Below are 16,087 nucleotides of genomic sequence, written 5' to 3'. Positions count from 1 at the left end.
CCGCCCGCACCCCGCCCGCACCCCGCCCGCACCACGGAGAACCACCCCCGAACCACAGAGGACCACGACCGGACCACAAGGAAGAGCCCCCCCGTGAACCCTCCCGAGCGCACCTTCCGATCCGTCGCGCCCGTCATCGCCCTGTGCTGGCTGGTCGTCTTCTTCGACGGCATGGACGTCAACATCTACGGCGCAGTGCTCCCGCACCTCGTCGACGACCCTGACCTCGGCTTCACCGCCTCCACCGCGGGCACCATCGGCTCCTGGACCACCTTCGGCATGCTCATCGGCGCCCTCGGCTGCGGCACCCTCACCGACTGGGCCGGACGCAAGCCGATGGTGGCGGGCAGCGTCGTCCTCTTCTCGCTGGGCTCCGCGCTCTGCGCGCTCGCGCCGAGCGCCGCGGCCTTCGGCGCCGGGCGGTTCGTCTCCGGGCTCGGACTCGGCGGGCTCATGCCGATCGGGCTCGCGATGGTCGCCGAGTTCGCGCCGCCGCGCAGGGCCGCGCTCGCCACCGGCCTCATGATGACCTCGTACCACGCGGGCGGCATGACGGCGACGGGCCTCGGGCTCGCGCTCGGCCCCGACCACGGCTGGCGCGTCGTCTTCTGGACCGGCGTGGTCCCCGCCCTCGTCGCCGTGCCGCTGGTGTGGAAGTGGCTGCCCGAGTCGCCGGGCGTCCTGCTCGCCAAGGGACGGGGCCGGGAGGCGGCGGCGGTCGCCGAGCGCTACCGGCTGCCGGTCCCGAGCCCCGCCGAAGCCCCCGGGGCCGGGGTACGGGGCAGCGTCACGGCCGTCGCCGCGCTCTTCACCCCGGGCCGCCGCCTCGCGACCCCGCTCCTGTGGCTCGCCTCCTTCGCCGGGCTGCTCCTGGTGTACGGCGTCTCCACCTGGCTCCCGGAGCTCATGCGCGCCTCTGGCTACTCCCTCTCCTCCTCCGTCACCTTCCTCATGGTGATCAACGCGGGCGGCATCGTCGGCCTGCTGGCCGCCGGGCGCACCGCCGACCGCTTCGGGCCGTTCAAGGTCTCCGCGATCTGGTTCCTGCTCACCGCCTGCGGCGCCTTCCTGCTCAAGGCCCAGCTGCCCCTCGGTGTCGCCTACGGCGTCGTCTTCGTCACCGGCATCTGGCTCTTTTCCGCGCAGGTCATGGTGTACGCGGCCGCTCCCTCGCTCTATCCGCAGGCGCAGCGCGCCACGGCGCTCGGCTGGGTCGCGGGCGTCGGGCGCACCGGGGCGGTGGTGGGGCCCTGGCTGGGCGGGGCGGTGGTCGAGGACGGCAACGCCTCGCTCGGCTTCACCACCTTCGCGGTCGCCGCGGTCCTCGGCGCCGTCGCGATCTCACTGGTGGCACTCGTGCGGGGGAACGGTTCCGATCCGGGAACAGTGCGGGCGATGCCACGCGTTCTCGGTCACAGAGGGGGAAAGATCCTCCCCAAGCACTAGGTCCATCCTTTTGCCTACGCATTACTCTTGAGGCAAAGCCACACACGGTGGCCCATGGAGGAGTGAAATGAGGAGCAGTAACCCGGTCTTCTCGCGACGGGGGTTCAGCCGCGACAACGGCTACGCGGGCTTCGGCCGGCAGCCGCAGGCCGGGGGACCCGCAGCCGCGACCCAGACCCAGCAGGGCAACCCGTACGTGCAGGGCAATCCGTACGCCGGAGGCCAGCAGGCCCCGGGCAACCCGTACGCCACCAACCCGTACGCCCAGCAGGACGTGCAGTACGGCGCGCCCCAGGCCCCGGTGACCACCGCCGGCCGCATGACGATGGACGACGTCGTCATGCGTACGGCGACCACGCTCGGCACGCTCGTGGTCACGGCCGCGCTCGCCTGGGCGCTGCTGCCGGTGGACGACGCCCACATCAGCAAGTCGTACGGCATCGCCGTGGGCGCCGGTCTGATCGCGATGGTCATCGGCCTCGTGCAGGCCTTCAAGCGCAAGGCCTCGCCCGCGCTGATCGTGACGTACGCCGCCCTTGAGGGTGTCTTCCTCGGCGTCGTCTCCAGCGTCGTCGACAACCGCATCGCGAGCGGCGCGGCCATGCAGGCCGTCCTCGGCACGATGGCCGTCTTCATCGGCGTCCTCGTGGCGTACAAGGCGGGCTGGATCCGCGTCAACCGCCGCTTCTACGGCTTCGTGATGGCCGCGGCGATGGGCTTCCTGCTGCTGACCGCCGTGAACCTGCTGTTCATGGTCTTCGGCGGCGGTGACGGCCTCGGCTTCCGCAGCGGCGGCCTCGGCATCGTCTTCGGCATCGTCGGCATCCTGCTCGGCGCGTGCTTCCTGGCCCTGGACTTCAAGCAGGTCGAGGACGGCATCGCGTACGGCGCGCCGAAGGAAGAGGCCTGGCTCGCCGCGTTCGGTCTGACGATGACGCTCGTCTGGATCTACATGGAGTTCCTGCGCCTGATCGCGATCTTCTCGGGCAACGACTGAGTCGATTCGCATCAGTGACGGCCGAAGGGCCCGCGGACCGGAGACGGTCCGCGGGCCCTTCGCCTTTGTACGGCCTTCGCCTTTGTACGGCCTTCGCCTTTGTACGTGAGGAGGTGCGTGTGAGGGGTGTTGCGTGTGAGGGGTGTGGATGGGGGACTCAGAGCAGTTTGCGAGCGGCCCGCCTGAGGTCGTACTCGTGGATGATCGCCTTCGCGTGGCCGTACGCGAGGTTGTGCTCGGCGCGGAGCCAGCTGACCTTCTCCTCGAAGCGGAAGAGAGAGGGGCCTTCGTCCACGGCGCGCAGCCAGTCGGACACTTCACGACCGGTGCATTGGGGGATTCGGGCGAGCAGGTTGCGGTGGGTCTCCTCGGAGAAGACTTGGGACATCGGCGCCTCCGGACGCGTCGCGATGTGTTCCGTCCTTCACGCCACCGTGCCTGAGCGCCGGGGCGTTGGCAACAGTCCCGTAAAGGCACATAGGGTCGCGGGGTGCTCGATACGACGCCTTTGACAGCCGCAGTGGACCATTTCGCCGACCGTCTGCGGGCCGCGCCGCAGAGCCGCCTGCAGCGCGGGGCCGCGACCGAAGCGCTCGCTCTGGCCAGGGAGTTGGCGGTGCGCGCACAGCGCATCGAGACGCCGGACGCGGAGCCGCGGGAGATGCCGGACGCGGGGATGTTCGCCGCGGCCGACCAGATCACCGTCGCGGGGCGCGATCTCGCCCTCGTCCTGACGGACCCCCAGGAGCTGGCGCATGCGCTGGAACTGGTGGCCCAGGCGCAGAAGCGGGCCGGCGTGTAGGCGCCGGCCGCGGGGTCCGCGGGGTCCGCGGGGTCCGCGGGGTCCGCGGGGTCTGCGGGGTCTGCGGGGTCTGCGGGGTCCGCGGGGTCTGCGGGGTCCGCGAAAGACAGGTGCTCAGACCGACGCGATGACGCGGTCGGCCAGGATGTAGATGTTCTCGGTGCCGCACTCGAAGGTCAGGGCGTACGCCCCGGAGATCCCGGAGCCGCCGAGCAGGAACGGGGTCTTGCCCTCGCGCAGGGCCGCCGCGAGAAGCTCCGCGGTCTCGCGGTGGCCGGGCGTCATGCACAGCGTCGTACCGTCCGAGAAGACGTACACGTCCAGGGTGCCCAGCGGGCCAGGGCGGACGTCGGCGAGGGCGGTGCGGGCCTGGGCCAGCTCCTCCAGGCACGCGACCGTGCGCTCGTGGTCGCCGTGCCCCTCGGGCGCGGGCGTCTGCACCGGCACGAAGTCAGGGTGCGAGGGGTGACGGCGCCGGGCGGCGGCAAGCTCCGGGGAGTCCCCGGCGAACTCGTCGGTGCCCACCGGGTCGGCGAAGGGCTCGGTGACCGGTTCGAGACTCTCGGCCTCAAGGCCCGCGAAGTCCGCCTGGCGCGGCAGGAACAGCTCGTCGGCGATGCCCTCGGGCAGGCCGGAGAGGTCGGAGAGCCCGCTGAGCAGCGGTCCGTCGGAGCCCTCGCGGGCCTCCTGGGCGGCCCAGAAGGCGCGGGCCTCGGCGAGCTCGCGCTCCCGCTCCTCGGCGAGGGCCTCGGTCACGGCCGCGCGTATCTCGTCGGTGTCCACCGTGGTGCGGGCGGCCGGCACCGTGGGGTGCGGACCGCTCGCGGCACGGCTGTCGGCCAGTTCGGCGTGCAGGGCTGTGATCTCGGCGAGCTGCTTCCGCAGGCCGTGCACCGCGTGCAGGGCAGCGGCGCCCACGGCCGTGGCAGCGGCCGTGGAGAGCAGCAGGGCAAGAGGCAAGGCGCTCACTGACGTACTCCCGGTTTCAAGTCGACCCCCGACTTCCTACATCAGCTTGAAGCCTGCACGATCCACCTGTCAGTGCATTACGTCACGAATTGGACAGGTCTTTGGACCCGGTGGCTACCCCCGGACCGGCCCTGAGCTGCGCCTATACGGCTCCCCCAGGAGATAGGTCACATCCTGGGGGAGATTGGGTCACGAAGTGATGCAGGGACTGAGCGTCATCAGTGGGAACTGTGTGTCGACGAAATCGGCGACTCAGCTGAGGCGTTCGATGACCATCGCCATGCCCTGGCCGCCGCCGACGCACATCGTCTCCAGGCCGAACTGCTTGTCGTGGAACTGGAGGCTGTTGATGAGCGTGCCGGTGATGCGGGCGCCGGTCATGCCGAAGGGGTGGCCGACGGCGATGGCGCCGCCGTTGACGTTGAGCTTGTCGAGCGGGATGTTCAGCTCGCGGTAGGAGGGGATCACCTGGGCGGCGAAGGCCTCGTTGATCTCGAAGAGGTCGATGTCGTCGACGGTGAGACCCGCGCGGGACAGGGCCTGCTTCGACGCCTCCACGGGGCCGAGGCCCATGATCTCGGGGGAGAGGCCGGTGACGCCGGTGGAGACGATGCGGGCGAGCGGGGTCAGGCCGAGCTCGCGGGCCTTGGTGTCGCTCATGATCACGAGGGCGGCGGCGCCGTCGTTCAGCGGGCAGCAGTTGCCCGCGGTGACGAGGCCGTCGGGGCGGAAGACGGGCTTGAGGCCCTGGACGCCCTCCATGGTGACGCCCGCGCGGGGGCCGTCGTCCTTGCTGACGACGGTGCCGTCCGGGGTGGTGACCGGCGTGATCTCCCGCTCCCAGAAGCCGTTCTTGATGGCTTCCTCGGCGAGGTTCTGCGAGCGGACGCCGAACTCGTCCATGTCCTTGCGGGTGATGCCCTTGGCGCGGGCGAGGTTCTCCGCGGTCTGGCCCATCGCGATGTACGCGTCCGGGATCAGGCCGTCCTCGCGCGGGTCGTGCCAGGTGCTGCCCTCGGTCTTCGCGACGGCCTCGGTGCGGGCCTCCGCGTCGGCGAAGAGAGGGTTGTGGGTGTCGGGAAGCCCGTCGCTGGTCCCCTTGACGCTCCGCGACACCATCTCGACACCGGCGGAGATGAAGACGTCGCCCTCGCCCGCCTTGATGGCGTGCAGGGCCATGCGGGAGGTCTGCAGCGAGGACGAGCAGTACCGGGTGATGGTGCAGCCCGGGAGGTGGTCCATGCCCATCTGCACGGCGACGATGCGGCCGAGGTTGTGGCCCTGCTCGCCGCCGGGCAGCCCGCAGCCCAGCATCAGGTCGTCGATGTCCTTCGGGTCGAGCTCGGGGACCTTGGCGAGGGCGGCCTCGATGATGGTCGCGGTCAGGTCGTCCGGCCGCAGATCCTTCAGCGAGCCCTTGAAGGCGCGGCCGATCGGGGTACGGGCGGCGGAGACGATCACGGCTTCGGGCATCAGGCGCTCCAGTGGCGAGGGGCAGGCTGGACTGTCATGACTCACTGGGAAGTTACCCGCACGTAATGGGGTGGGTCATCGGGTGGGGGGTGTGACTCGGGCCGCATTTCTAAGCGGGCGCTCAGACCACGGGGCCGTGAACGGAATCGGCACCTTTGCTCGGGCCCTCGGGTGGACCACTCAGGGGCGCGGGGAACGGCGCGACAAGCCCCCACCGGGCCGCAGGTGAGCCGTGGCTACGCCCCCTCCACACCTTCCACGAAGTGGTCGAACTCGCCCGCCCGTACGCCGAGTGCGAAGGCGTCCCACTTCTTGCGGGTGGTCGTGACGATGTTGTCCGGGGCGCTCATGTCGGTGTCCGGGTTCCCTGTTTGGTCGTGGTCGTGGTCGTGGTCGTGGTCTGCGGTATGTGGTCAGCGGTTGACGGACTGGATTTCGCGTACGACTACGTCCTGCGTCGTGCCGAACTCACCGGGGGGCAGGTCGCCGCCCGGTTCAGTGGTGCTCTTCCAAGTGACCCGCCACGTGATGGTGGCCCCGAGTTCGTAGGGGGTGTCTGCGGAGGAGCGCAGGTAGCGCACGCCGCACGGCGGGTCCGTGTCCCCCGGAGTTCCCTTGGCGCGGGGCGTGCCGATCCGGCCGTCGTCCCCGATCGGGCACTCGCCGGATGACGGGTACGTCTCGGCGTCCGACGTTTTCGGGTCGAGCTTCAGGGAGACGGGCTCGGCGGTCGTCGTCGCGGAGAGGCCCGTTCCCGGCAGGCTCGCGGTCACCGAGATCTTCTTGAACTTGGCCTTGTCCAGCCACACCCAGGTCGGCAGATTGACCTTCGTCTCGCCCTCGGGTGCCATCTTGATCTCTGTGTCGGGGACCGGGATCTGGCCGTAGGCGTACTCGGCGAGGACCCTGGGGGAAACGGCGAGCGGCTCCTCGGGCGGCTTGCCCTTGGGCACCCAGAACGGCATCCTGTCGCAGGCTTGGGCCTCTGGTTCGTCCTTGCGCTTCTCGTCGACCGCCGCCGCCCAGAACTGTCCCTCGCCCTGCTTGTCGAGGTTGTAGTTCATGTAGGGGTGGCCCTCCTTGAAGTACGAGTCGAAGATCCCGCCGACGAGGTCACCGATGTTGAGGACCCTGATCTGGCGGATCGCCTTGACCGTGGCCTGGATCTCCTTCGGGGAGTACGCCGGTTCGTACCAGCAGGCGGGCGGGTCCCAGTTGCTGTTGGCAGGGGTGAGCGTGCCGGTCTTCGCGGACCGGGGGCTGCTGCCTTCGACCGTCGTCCGGACCTTCGTCTCGATGCCGAGGTTCTTGTCCTGGCGGGTGGCCGTGGTCTGCTGAGTCTCCTTCCGCTCACCCGTCGTCTTGCCTCCGCCGGCGTACGCGGAGCAGGGAGTCGAGGCGATGGCCAAGGCCAGGGATGTGGTCACCCAGCGACTCGGATGTCGACGAGTCACTTCATGCACTTCTTGGTCGCTTCTTCCACGTACGTGACAGATTCCGTCTGCCATACGCCGTCGGCGTTCTTCCTCAACCGCGTGTTGTAGAAGCCGTAATCGTCCGCCGACTCCGGGATGGACCGGTCCACCTTCCCGGTCTTGAGGTCCTTGGGATACGTCTTGGTGGCGTCTTGGCAGTACGCGACTGCCGCGACACCTTCCTTGAGGAAGGTGACCCGGCGGTCGTAGTAGCGGGTGGTCCCGACGAAGCTCTTGCCCTCCTTGCGGAAGCCCTGGATGTAGTCGGCAGCCGTGAGCAGGGCGTCGCCGGAGGAGTAGAACTTCAGTGCCGGCTGCGTCTTCGCGTCGTCCGTGATCGCTTCATCGATCGAGTTGATCCGACGCTCGTTGTCGGCGAGTACCGCATCCTTCTTCGGATCCCCCGTCCTGCCCCCCTCGAAGACGTTCTTCACGTCCTTCGGCAGCTTGATCTCCGGGCGGTCGATCCCGTCGTCAGATGACTTCGGAGTCGGCGACTCCTTCTTCTTGCCACCTGAGTCCGAGTCGGCGCCCGCGATCTTGTCGTTGGAGTCGCCGTCACCCCCTCCGCACGCCGAGAGCGAGAGGACCGCGGCAGCGGTCAGGGCGGCCGCTGCGAGCAGGGTGGGGCGGCGGTTCACGTTCAGCTCCTGAGGGGGGAGGGTTCTCTGGAGCGAACCAAGCTATCCAGGAGGGGGTGGGGGCGCCAGCGGCGGGGGCGGCGGGCGATGGCATGTATAGGCCCATATCGGCAGAGTTGGGGCCGCTTTTGATCACTCTTGGCTCGTATGCGTCGCTCACCGCCATGAGCCGAGAAGTGGGTGGCTGTCTCGGAGAGCAAATTCGGGCATGGGAGGAGGTGTGGGAGGCCGGAGGGGGCGCTCCTTTGCTTTCCTGCGCAACTCGTTCCACCGGGGGCAAGGCGGCCCGCCGTACCGGACGCGCCATTTCGTACTCCCCGCCCGTAGGCGAGCTCCCCGCCCGTAGGCGAGGAGCCGGCAGGGTCAGTGGGGGAGCGGCGCCGCCTCCGGGGCGTGGATGCGGCGGCGGCGACGGCGCTTGAGGAGGGCCCACGGGCCGCGGGGGCCTGTCGGCATCGCTGCCGTGACCTCCGTGCCGCCCTCCGAAGCCGCCTGAGCCGCTGCCCTGGCCACCGGCAGGAACCCCTCCCGCCGCGAGACATCGGGCCGCTCCTCCTCGGGCCAGAGGCCGAGCGCCGCGCATAGCGTGGGGAGGACGGCCATCGCCGCCGTCGCGTACCCCTCGGCCGAGGGGTGGTAGTTGTCGGGACCGAACAGCTCCCGCGGATTCGCGTAGAACTCGGGGCCGAGCAGGTCGCCGAGGGACACGGTCCGGCCCCCCTGCTCGACCACGCCGATCGTCTGCGCCGCGGCCAGCTGCCGCGAGACACGCCGGGCCATCCACCGCAGCGGCTGGTAGACGTTCTCGACCGTGCCCAGGTCGGGGCAGGTGCCGACCACCACCTCCGCCCCGACCGTACGGAGCCTGCGCACCGCCGCGGAGAGGTGGCGCACGGAGCGGGTCGGCGGCATCCGGTGTGTCACGTCGTTCGCGCCGATCATGATGACGCAGACGTCCGGCACCCAGGAGGGGTCCGAGAGGATCAGCGTCACCTGCCGGTCCAGGTCGTCCGACTGGGCGCCGGGCAGCGCCACGTTCCGCAGGTCGACGGGCTGCTCGGCCACCGCGGCGAGCCCGGAGGCGAGCAGCGCGGCCGGGGTCTGCCTGGCCCGGTGGACGCCCTGCCCCGCGGCCGTGGAGTCGCCGAGCATCGCGAACCGCAGGGGTTCGCGCGCGGCGGCCCGCGCGGCGTTCTCGGCGAACGCCCCGCCGTAGCGGCCGTCCGCGCGCGGCGGATCCGCGCGCCCGCCGTTGCCCACGCTCCGCTTCGCCAGCTGCACCTCGGCGAGCACCACGCCCACCGTGGCGGCCCCGAGCAGTCCGATGCCCCCTCCGCCGTACGCCGCGCCCGCGGCGATCCGCCGTGCCACCCTCGCCCTCGACATGCCCTGCAGCCACCTCCTCGTGCCGTACCGCTCCATACGGCCGTACATCCACTCATTGCCCCGTAAGCACGGTCGGCCAATCGCGGGCGGAGGTGAACGGATGAGGTGGCCCCTTAGGCTGACCGCACCAATTCGTCGCACTACATCGCAGCCCGGAGACAACGGTGCAATTCCACGACTCGATGATCAGCCTCGTCGGCAACACCCCGCTGGTGAGACTCAACAACGTCACTGCGGGCATCCAGGCGACCGTCCTGGCCAAGGTCGAGTACTTCAACCCAGGCGGTTCCGTGAAGGACCGCATCGCCCTGCGCATGATCGAGGCGGCGGAGCAGAGCGGGGAGCTGAAGCCCGGCGGCACGATCGTCGAGCCCACCTCGGGGAACACCGGGGTCGGCCTCGCCATCGTGGCCCAGCAGAAGGGCTACAAGTGCATCTTCGTCTGCCCGGACAAGGTGTCCCTCGACAAGATCAACGTGCTGCGCGCGTACGGCGCCGACGTGGTGGTCTGCCCGACCGCCGTCGACCCCGAGCACCCGGATTCGTACTACAACGTCTCCGACCGCCTCGTCCGCGAGACGCCCGGCGCCTGGAAGCCCGACCAGTACAGCAACCCCAACAACCCGCTCTCCCACTACCACTCCACGGGCCCTGAGCTCTGGGAGCAGACGGCGGGGAAGATCACCCATTTCGTGACGGGCATCGGGACCGGCGGCACGATCTCCGGGACGGGCAACTACCTGAAGGAGGTCTCCGGCGGCAAGGTCACCGTCGTCGGCGCCGACCCCGAGGGGTCCGTGTACTCGGGCGGCTCCGGGCGGCCCTACCTCGTCGAGGGCGTCGGTGAGGACTTCTGGCCGACCGCGTACGACCGGAAGGTGACCGACGAGATCATCGCCGTGTCCGACAAGGACTCCTTCCAGATGACCCGGCGCCTGGCCAAGGAGGAGGGGCTGCTCGTCGGCGGGTCCTGCGGCATGGCCGTCGTGGCGGCGCTGCGCGTCGCGGAGCGGCTCGGTCCCGACGACGTGGTCGTCGTGCTCCTGCCCGACTCGGGCCGCGGCTACATGAGCAAGATCTTCAGTGACGAATGGATGAACGACTACGGCTTCCTCGAGCAGGCCGGGGACGCGCCGCGCGTCGGCGACGTGCTGCGCCGCAAGGAGGGCGGCGAGCTGCCCTCGCTGGTGCACATGCACCCCGAGGAGACGGTCGGCGAGGCCATCGACGTGCTCCGCGAGTACGGGGTCTCGCAGATGCCGATCGTGAAGCCGGGCGCGGGGCACCCGGACGTGATGGCCGCGGAGGTCATCGGCTCGGTCGTCGAACGCGAGCTGCTCGACGCGCTGTTCACGCAGCGGGCCTCGCTCTCCGACCCGCTGGAGAAGCACATGTCGGACCCGCTGCCGCAGGTCGGCTCCGGGGAACCGGTGGCCGATCTGATGTCCGTGCTCGGTGGCGCGGACGCGGCGATCGTCCTGGTCGAGGGCAAGCCGACGGGTGTGGTGAGCCGGCAGGACCTGCTCGCGTTCCTCGCGGAGCAGCAGGGGCAGTGAGGTGCGCCGGGGCCGTGTCTTCGCTGGGTTGGTACGAGCACGTCACGTGCGCGCAGCACTCGCTTAACACGGCTCCGGCACAGTGGTGTTCGTCGGCGTCAGGACATCCGGAGCGGCTCCCGGACCTCCACGGACGCCTGGGCGCGGCCCGGCTCTGACCCGGGCGGCGCCCTTCGCGGGGACCGTCGTCGTCCCGCCCCCCGGTTGTCGGGGGTGCGGCGGTCCCCGCGGTGACGCTCCGCTGGGTTGGGCGGTTTTCGTCTGCGGGTTGGTGGGGGCTTGTCGCGCCGTTCCCCGCGCCCCTTGGGTGGGTGGGCCTTGGGTTCTTTTCTGCGGGTTGGTGGGGGCTTGTCGCGCCGTTCCCCGCGCCCCTGGGTAGTCCTCGTCGCCGCTCGGCCGGAGGTGCGGTCAAGGGGCGCGGGGAACTGCGCGATCAACCCCCACCGGCCCGCAGGGAAATGGCGCCCCCCACCCCGTCAGGGGATGTCGGATCTGGCCGGGGTCGCGGACCAGCTGGCCAGCAAGGACAGTCGGTCCGCGGTCTCGGAGCCCGGCTCCGGGGTGTAGACGACGAGGAGCTGCTCGGGATCGCCGGGCAGCGCCAGCGTCTCGTAGGGGAGGACCAGCTCGCCCGCGACGGGGTGGCTGATCCGCTTCACGCCGTGGGTCTTCTCCTTGACCTGGTGGTCCGCCCACAGCCGGCGGAAGTCCTCGCTCTTGACGGACAACTCGCCGACCAGCGAGCAGAGCGCACTGTCGGAGGGGCAGCGCGCGGCGTCCAGGCGGAGATACGCGACCGTCTCCGCCGCCACCGCCTCCCACTCGGGATAGCAGTCGCGGCCGGGCCCTTCGAGGAAGATCTGGCGGGGGATGTTGCGCTCGGCGGGCGTCATGCGGGAGAAGCCGTTGAGGGCGTCGGCGAGGGGGTTCCAGGCCAGGACGTCCATACGGCGGCCGAAGACGAACGCCGGTGCCCGGTCGATCGTGTCGAGCAGGAGCCGCAGACCGGGCCGGACCCGCTGCCCGGCGGCCCTGGCCCGGCGCGGCGGCGGCACCGGGCGGGCCACCGTCCGCAGATAGGCGTGCTCGGTCTCGTCGAGCCGCAGCACGCGGGCGATCGCGTCGAGCACACTGTCGGACACCGAGGGACCGCGGCCCTGTTCGAGGCGGATGTAGTAGTCCACGCTGACGCCCGCGAGCTGGGCGACCTCCTCGCGGCGCAGCCCGGGCACGCGCCGGCGCCCGTACGCGGTGAGGCCCACGTCCGCGGGCTGTATGCGGGCGCGCCGTGAGCGCAGGAAGTCACCGAGGTCGCCGTCCATGCGCTCGATCCTAGGGCTGAGGCGGAAGGTGAGCCTGGTACTGGCAGACCCAGGAAAGGCACAGCCCTGGGTAGCGGTGCGCGCGGTGCGCAGAGTGGTTCTCGCCGCCAAGGGGAGCCCCGGACACCACCGGACTCCACCGGGCAGGACCCGGGCGGCGGAAACCTCAAGGGAGTTCAGACATGTCGTACGAGAGTCTTCAGGACCGCACCGCGCTCGTCACCGGCGCCGCCAGCGGCATCGGCGAGGCCACCGCCCGGCTGCTCGCCGCCCGGGGCGCGCGCGTCGTCCTCCTCGCCCGGCGCGCGGAACGGCTCGACGAGCTGGCCGCGAAGATCGAGGCGGACGGCGGACGCGCGCTCGCCGTCACCGCCGACATCACCGACCAGGCGTCGGTGGACGCCGCCGCGGAGCGCGTCCACGCGACGTACGGCCGCGTGGACCTGGTGGTGAACTCGGCGGGCGTGATGTTCCCCAACCCCGTCACCGAGGCCCGCACCGACGAATGGCAGCGGATGCTGGACACCAACGTGGCGGGCGCGCTGCGGATCATCGGCGCCTTCACGCCGGACCTGATCGCGGCGGCCGCCGAGGGCGGAGCGGCCGATCTGGTCAACATCTCCTCGATCGGCGCGCACATCCCGTTCACCAACTACGCGGTGTACGGGGCGACGAAGGCCGCGCTGACCTACCTGTCGGAGTCGCTGCGCACCGAGCTCGGCCCGCGCGACGTGCGCGTCACCAATGTCGAGCCGGGCTTCACGGACACCCCGCTGCGCGGGCACGTCGACAACGACGAGCTGAGTGAGCAGCTGGAGGGCATGTTCGACGCGGTCGGGTCGCTGGCCGCGGACGACGTCGCCGACCTCATCGCGTACACGACGAGCCGGCCGCGCCGCGTCAACCTGCGCCAGCTGATCGTGCTGCCCACGCGTCAGGCGTGAGCCACCGCGGGACCGGCCCCGGCCGCGGGACCGGCCTCAGTCGTCCCAGTCCGACCTGCGCTCGCGCTCCTCGCGCCGCCGCCCGAAGCGCACGCCGCGCAGGGAGTGCACCGCGTTCACGCCGAAGATGCCGGCCCAGGACACGAAGAGCCCTGTCAGACCGGCGTTGACCACGGCGATCGCGGAGAGCGGGATGGCGAGGATCAGCGAGACCACGCCGAATCCGAAGCGCTCGCCCCACGAGTCGACCGGGCTCCCCGGCGAGCGGGCGCCACGGGCGACGACCATCTGCTGCTCGGCCAGGTGGCGGCGCATACGGCGGTCGATCGTGCCGTCCAGGCGCTGCTCGATCTTCCCGAGGAACGAGTCGACCAAGGCGGAGTCGTACTCTTCGCCGAGCTCTCTGCGGGCATGCAGAGTGGCGTCGAGTTCCTTCTTGAGTTCGGCGTCACGGGCTTCCATACCCGTTCACGTTACGGCGCCGGAGCCTCCGTCGCGGTGGGGCTAACCCCCCTTTCCGTCCGGGTCCAGGCCCCCGGGGCGGACGCGTTCCGCCTGGCCAGCGCCCAGTACAGCGCCGCGGGCACGACGAGCCCCACGAGCCAGGAGATGTCGGCGCCACCCAGCGGACCGACCAGCGGGCCCGTGTAGAAGTGCGTGACGAGGAAGGGCAGCTGGGCGAGGAGGCCGACGCCGTAGACGAGGAGGGCGTCCCAGCGCCAGGCGCCGTAGCGGCCGTGCGGGTCGAAGAGGGCGGGGATGTCGTACCGCTCGCGGGAGATGAGGTAGTAGTCGACCAAATTGATCGCCGACCACGGTGTGAAGAAGGTCAGCAGGAACAGCAGGAAGTCCTTGAAGGACGACAGGAAGCTGTCCTTGCCGAGCAGCGCGACCGCCGTGCCCGCCACCATGATCACCGCGATGTACGCGGCCCGCCCGCGGGGACCGAGGACCCGCCGGCCGCGGAAGCCGCTGATGCTGGTCACCATCGACATGAAGCCGCCGTAGGTGTTGAGCACGTTGATGGTCAGCTTGCCGAGCGCGATCACGAAGTACAGAAAGGAGGCGATCAGGCCGGTGCCGCCGAGGCCGACGACGTAGCCGACCTGGTCGGCGAGGAAGGCGTCCCCCGCGCTCGCCGCGACGAGCACCCCGAACGTCATCGACCACTGCGAGCCGAGCGCGGAGCCCGACAGGGTCCACCAGAAGGTGGCCTTCGCCGAGGTCGTACGCGGCAGGTAGCGCGAGTAGTCCGCGACGTAGGGGCCGAAGGCGAGCTGCCAGGACGCCGAGAGGGAGACGGCGAGCAGGAACATCGGCAGGTCGAAGTGGGCGTCGGAGAGGAGCGTGGACAGGTCCACGCGGTCGAGGAGGCGGATGCCGAGGTAGATGAAGGCGAGCGCGCAGATCACGCTCGCCACCCGGCCGAGCACGTGGATGACGCGGTAGCCGACCGCCGCCATGACCGCGGTGACCACGGCGAAGATCACGATGCCGGTGGTGTCGTTGGTGTGCGTGAGCTCGGCGGTGGCCTGTCCGGCGAGGACGCTGCCGCTCGCGAAGAACCCGACGTACATCAGGATGACGAGGAGCAGGGGGACGACCGCGCCCTTCACGCCGAACTGGGCCCGCGACTGGATCATCTGCGGCAGGCCGAGCTTCGGCCCCTGCGCCGAGTGCAGGGCCATCACCGCGCCGCCGAGGAGGTTGCCGAGGACGAGACCGGCGAGGGACCACACCACGTCGCCGCCGAAGACGACGGCGAGCGCGCCGGTGACGACCGCGGTGATCTGCAGATTGGCGCCGAGCCAGAGCGTGAACTGGCTGAACGCCGTGCCGTGCCGTTCGTCGTCGGGGACGACGTCGATGGAGCGCCGCTCCACCAGGTCCTCAGCTGCCATGCCGGTCAACTCCCCTGTGCCTGTACGGGTGTACCTGTGCGCGTGCTGTCGTGCGGGCTACTGGTCCTTCTTGTCCTGGTGCCGTTCGGGAAGCGTCCGTGGACCGTGTCGAACTGGATCGTGTGGGAATCCCTTGCCCGGCTGTATATCGTCATGCAGAGTTCTTGCTGTTTGAATAGGTTGTCAATAGTCAGTGGCGCCTCGGCGCGAATATCCGGGTAACGAGTGGCCGATGGGCAAGACAGGACCGGGATCTGGTCGGAACTCGGCGCGGCGGCGACCGCGGGTACGGACATGGTGAGGGGGACGGCATGAGCGACAGCCCTGCCGCGCGACTGCAAGTGCTCTTCGAGGGCCACCGGCTCACGCCCACGCAGCGGCGCATCGCGCACTGCATGGTGCGCAGGGCCGCCGACGCGCCCTTCCTCTCCAGCGTGGAGCTGGCCGACCTCGCCGGGGTGAGCCAGCCCTCGGTCACCCGCTTCGCGGTCGCCCTCGGCTTCGACGGCTACCCGGCGCTGCGCAGGCACCTGCGGGACGTGGCCCCCGCGGACAGCTCGGGGGCGACGGCCGTCAACGAGTACCAGCAGGCCGTCGAGGCGGAGATCGAGAACCTCCGCCACCTCGCCGAAGTCCTCGCCGACCCGGCCCCGGTGGAGCGCGCGGGCCGCCTCCTCGCCGCCTCGCGCCCCCTCCCCGTCCTCGGCCTGCGCGCCGCCGCCTCCCAGGCGTACGGCTTCTCCTACTTCGCCGCCAAGGTCCACCCCGACGTACGCCTCCTCGACGAGGGCGGCACGATGCTCGCCGACCGGATCGACGCGGCGGTCCGCGCCGGCGCCACGTCGCTGCTCTGCTTCGCGCTGCCCCGCCACCCCCGCGAGGTCGTCGACGCGCTCGCCCACGCGCGGTCCGCGGGCCTGACCGTGGTCACCGTCGCCGACTCCGCCTTCGCCCCGGTCGCCGCCCACTCCGACCTCCTCCTGCCTGCCGCGGTCGGCACGGGCCTCGCCTTCGACACGGCGTGCGCGCCGATGCTGCTCGGCCGGGTCCTCCTTGAGGCCATGTGCGACGACCTGCCCGACGCGCAGGCCCGCCTGGAGGAGTTCGACGTACGGGCCGCCGCGCGGGGGCTGTTCGTGGAGTGAGCCGTAGGAGTCGTAGGAATGGGGGAACGG

The 16,087-nt window shown here is 70.6% G+C and carries 15 protein-coding genes and 1 pseudogene; 6 read left to right on the top strand and 10 right to left on the bottom strand.

From position 1 onward, the window contains the following. Positions 1 to 93: 93 nt before the first annotated feature. On the top strand, positions 94 to 1,446 hold the full coding sequence (locus ACFVYR_RS26510) for an MFS transporter (protein ID WP_384255529.1): 1,353 nt from the start codon (positions 94 to 96) through the stop codon (positions 1,444 to 1,446). Positions 1,447 to 1,513: 67 nt separating this feature from the next. Beyond that, a complete protein-coding gene (locus tag ACFVYR_RS26505) occupies positions 1,514 to 2,443 on the top strand; it encodes a Bax inhibitor-1/YccA family protein (protein ID WP_384255531.1) in 930 nt (309 codons plus the stop codon). A gap of 157 nt (positions 2,444 to 2,600) precedes the next feature. On the opposite strand, the gene ACFVYR_RS26500 is transcribed toward ACFVYR_RS26505, so the two are convergent. Next, positions 2,601 to 2,831, bottom strand: coding sequence for a DUF4287 domain-containing protein (locus ACFVYR_RS26500; protein WP_355807324.1), 231 nt, complete (start codon positions 2,829 to 2,831; stop codon positions 2,601 to 2,603). Between the two features lie 102 nt (positions 2,832 to 2,933). Here ACFVYR_RS26500 and ACFVYR_RS26495 point away from each other — a divergent pair, with 102 nt between their 5' ends. After that, positions 2,934 to 3,245: a hypothetical protein gene (locus ACFVYR_RS26495; protein WP_384255533.1), complete on the top strand. Its 312-nt coding sequence runs from the start codon at positions 2,934 to 2,936 to the stop codon at positions 3,243 to 3,245. A gap of 114 nt (positions 3,246 to 3,359) precedes the next feature. Here ACFVYR_RS26495 and ACFVYR_RS26490 read toward each other — a convergent pair whose 3' ends face one another. The 6 genes and pseudogenes from ACFVYR_RS26490 to ACFVYR_RS26465 form a co-directional block, all read right to left on the bottom strand. Next, positions 3,360 to 4,214: a hypothetical protein gene (locus tag ACFVYR_RS26490; RefSeq protein ID WP_384255536.1), complete on the bottom strand. Its 855-nt coding sequence runs from the start codon at positions 4,212 to 4,214 to the stop codon at positions 3,360 to 3,362. A gap of 252 nt (positions 4,215 to 4,466) precedes the next feature. Further along, complete coding sequence (locus ACFVYR_RS26485) at positions 4,467 to 5,687, bottom strand: acetyl-CoA C-acetyltransferase (protein WP_384255538.1); 1,221 nt, start codon at positions 5,685 to 5,687, stop codon at positions 4,467 to 4,469. Between the two features lie 236 nt (positions 5,688 to 5,923). After that, a pseudogene (locus ACFVYR_RS26480) lies at positions 5,924 to 6,040 on the bottom strand (DUF397 domain-containing protein); the annotation flags it as partial. A gap of 60 nt (positions 6,041 to 6,100) precedes the next feature. Further along, entirely contained in the window at positions 6,101 to 7,114 is a 1,014-nt protein-coding gene (locus ACFVYR_RS26475) for a hypothetical protein (protein ID WP_384255541.1), read from the bottom strand. Between the two features lie 23 nt (positions 7,115 to 7,137). Beyond that, complete coding sequence (locus ACFVYR_RS26470) at positions 7,138 to 7,803, bottom strand: hypothetical protein (RefSeq protein WP_384255544.1); 666 nt, start codon at positions 7,801 to 7,803, stop codon at positions 7,138 to 7,140. Between the two features lie 363 nt (positions 7,804 to 8,166). Next, entirely contained in the window at positions 8,167 to 9,189 is a 1,023-nt protein-coding gene (locus ACFVYR_RS26465) for an SGNH/GDSL hydrolase family protein (protein ID WP_384255546.1), read from the bottom strand. Between the two features lie 164 nt (positions 9,190 to 9,353). Here ACFVYR_RS26465 and ACFVYR_RS26460 point away from each other — a divergent pair, with 164 nt between their 5' ends. Next, a complete protein-coding gene (locus ACFVYR_RS26460; RefSeq protein WP_384255548.1) occupies positions 9,354 to 10,745 on the top strand; it encodes a cystathionine beta-synthase in 1,392 nt (463 codons plus the stop codon). 476 nt (positions 10,746 to 11,221) lie between these two features. Here the strand turns inward: ACFVYR_RS26460 and ACFVYR_RS26455 are convergent, their stop codons facing one another. After that, positions 11,222 to 12,067 (bottom strand): helix-turn-helix transcriptional regulator, encoded by an 846-nt coding sequence (locus ACFVYR_RS26455; protein WP_384255550.1) that lies wholly within the window; start codon positions 12,065 to 12,067, stop codon positions 11,222 to 11,224. Positions 12,068 to 12,249: 182 nt separating this feature from the next. On the opposite strand from ACFVYR_RS26455, the gene ACFVYR_RS26450 reads away from it, so the two are divergent. Next, on the top strand, positions 12,250 to 13,011 hold the full coding sequence (locus ACFVYR_RS26450) for an SDR family oxidoreductase (protein WP_384255552.1): 762 nt from the start codon (positions 12,250 to 12,252) through the stop codon (positions 13,009 to 13,011). A 36-nt stretch (positions 13,012 to 13,047) separates the two neighbouring features. Here the strand turns inward: ACFVYR_RS26450 and ACFVYR_RS26445 are convergent, their stop codons facing one another. Beyond that, positions 13,048 to 13,473, bottom strand: coding sequence for a hypothetical protein (locus ACFVYR_RS26445; RefSeq protein WP_384255555.1), 426 nt, complete (start codon positions 13,471 to 13,473; stop codon positions 13,048 to 13,050). An 11-nt stretch (positions 13,474 to 13,484) separates the two neighbouring features. After that, on the bottom strand, positions 13,485 to 14,912 hold the full coding sequence (locus ACFVYR_RS26440; protein ID WP_384255557.1) for a purine-cytosine permease family protein: 1,428 nt from the start codon (positions 14,910 to 14,912) through the stop codon (positions 13,485 to 13,487). 311 nt (positions 14,913 to 15,223) lie between these two features. On the opposite strand from ACFVYR_RS26440, the gene ACFVYR_RS26435 reads away from it, so the two are divergent. Further along, on the top strand, positions 15,224 to 16,057 hold the full coding sequence (locus ACFVYR_RS26435) for a MurR/RpiR family transcriptional regulator (protein ID WP_384255559.1): 834 nt from the start codon (positions 15,224 to 15,226) through the stop codon (positions 16,055 to 16,057). Positions 16,058 to 16,087 lie beyond the last annotated feature (30 nt).

The organism is Streptomyces sp. NPDC058284 (genome assembly GCF_042881135.1).
Lineage (GTDB): Bacteria > Actinomycetota > Actinomycetes > Streptomycetales > Streptomycetaceae > Streptomyces.
Note: the sequence above shows the minus strand (reverse complement) of the source record. Positions and strands in the feature narration are given on the sequence as shown.

Coding starts and splice junctions, on each gene's coding strand:
- ACFVYR_RS26485 (WP_384255538.1), bottom strand. CDS start 5,687: ATGCCCGAAGCCGTGATCGTCTCCGCCGCCCGTACCCCGATCGGCCGC.
- ACFVYR_RS26440 (WP_384255557.1), bottom strand. CDS start 14,912: ATGGCAGCTGAGGACCTGGTGGAGCGGCGCTCCATCGACGTCGTCCCC.
- ACFVYR_RS26465 (WP_384255546.1), bottom strand. CDS start 9,189: ATGTCGAGGGCGAGGGTGGCACGGCGGATCGCCGCGGGCGCGGCGTAC.
- ACFVYR_RS26505 (WP_384255531.1), top strand. CDS start 1,514: ATGAGGAGCAGTAACCCGGTCTTCTCGCGACGGGGGTTCAGCCGCGAC.
- ACFVYR_RS26445 (WP_384255555.1), bottom strand. CDS start 13,473: ATGGAAGCCCGTGACGCCGAACTCAAGAAGGAACTCGACGCCACTCTG.
- ACFVYR_RS26450 (WP_384255552.1), top strand. CDS start 12,250: ATGTCGTACGAGAGTCTTCAGGACCGCACCGCGCTCGTCACCGGCGCC.
- ACFVYR_RS26435 (WP_384255559.1), top strand. CDS start 15,224: ATGAGCGACAGCCCTGCCGCGCGACTGCAAGTGCTCTTCGAGGGCCAC.
- ACFVYR_RS26455 (WP_384255550.1), bottom strand. CDS start 12,067: ATGGACGGCGACCTCGGTGACTTCCTGCGCTCACGGCGCGCCCGCATA.
- ACFVYR_RS26500 (WP_355807324.1), bottom strand. CDS start 2,831: ATGTCCCAAGTCTTCTCCGAGGAGACCCACCGCAACCTGCTCGCCCGA.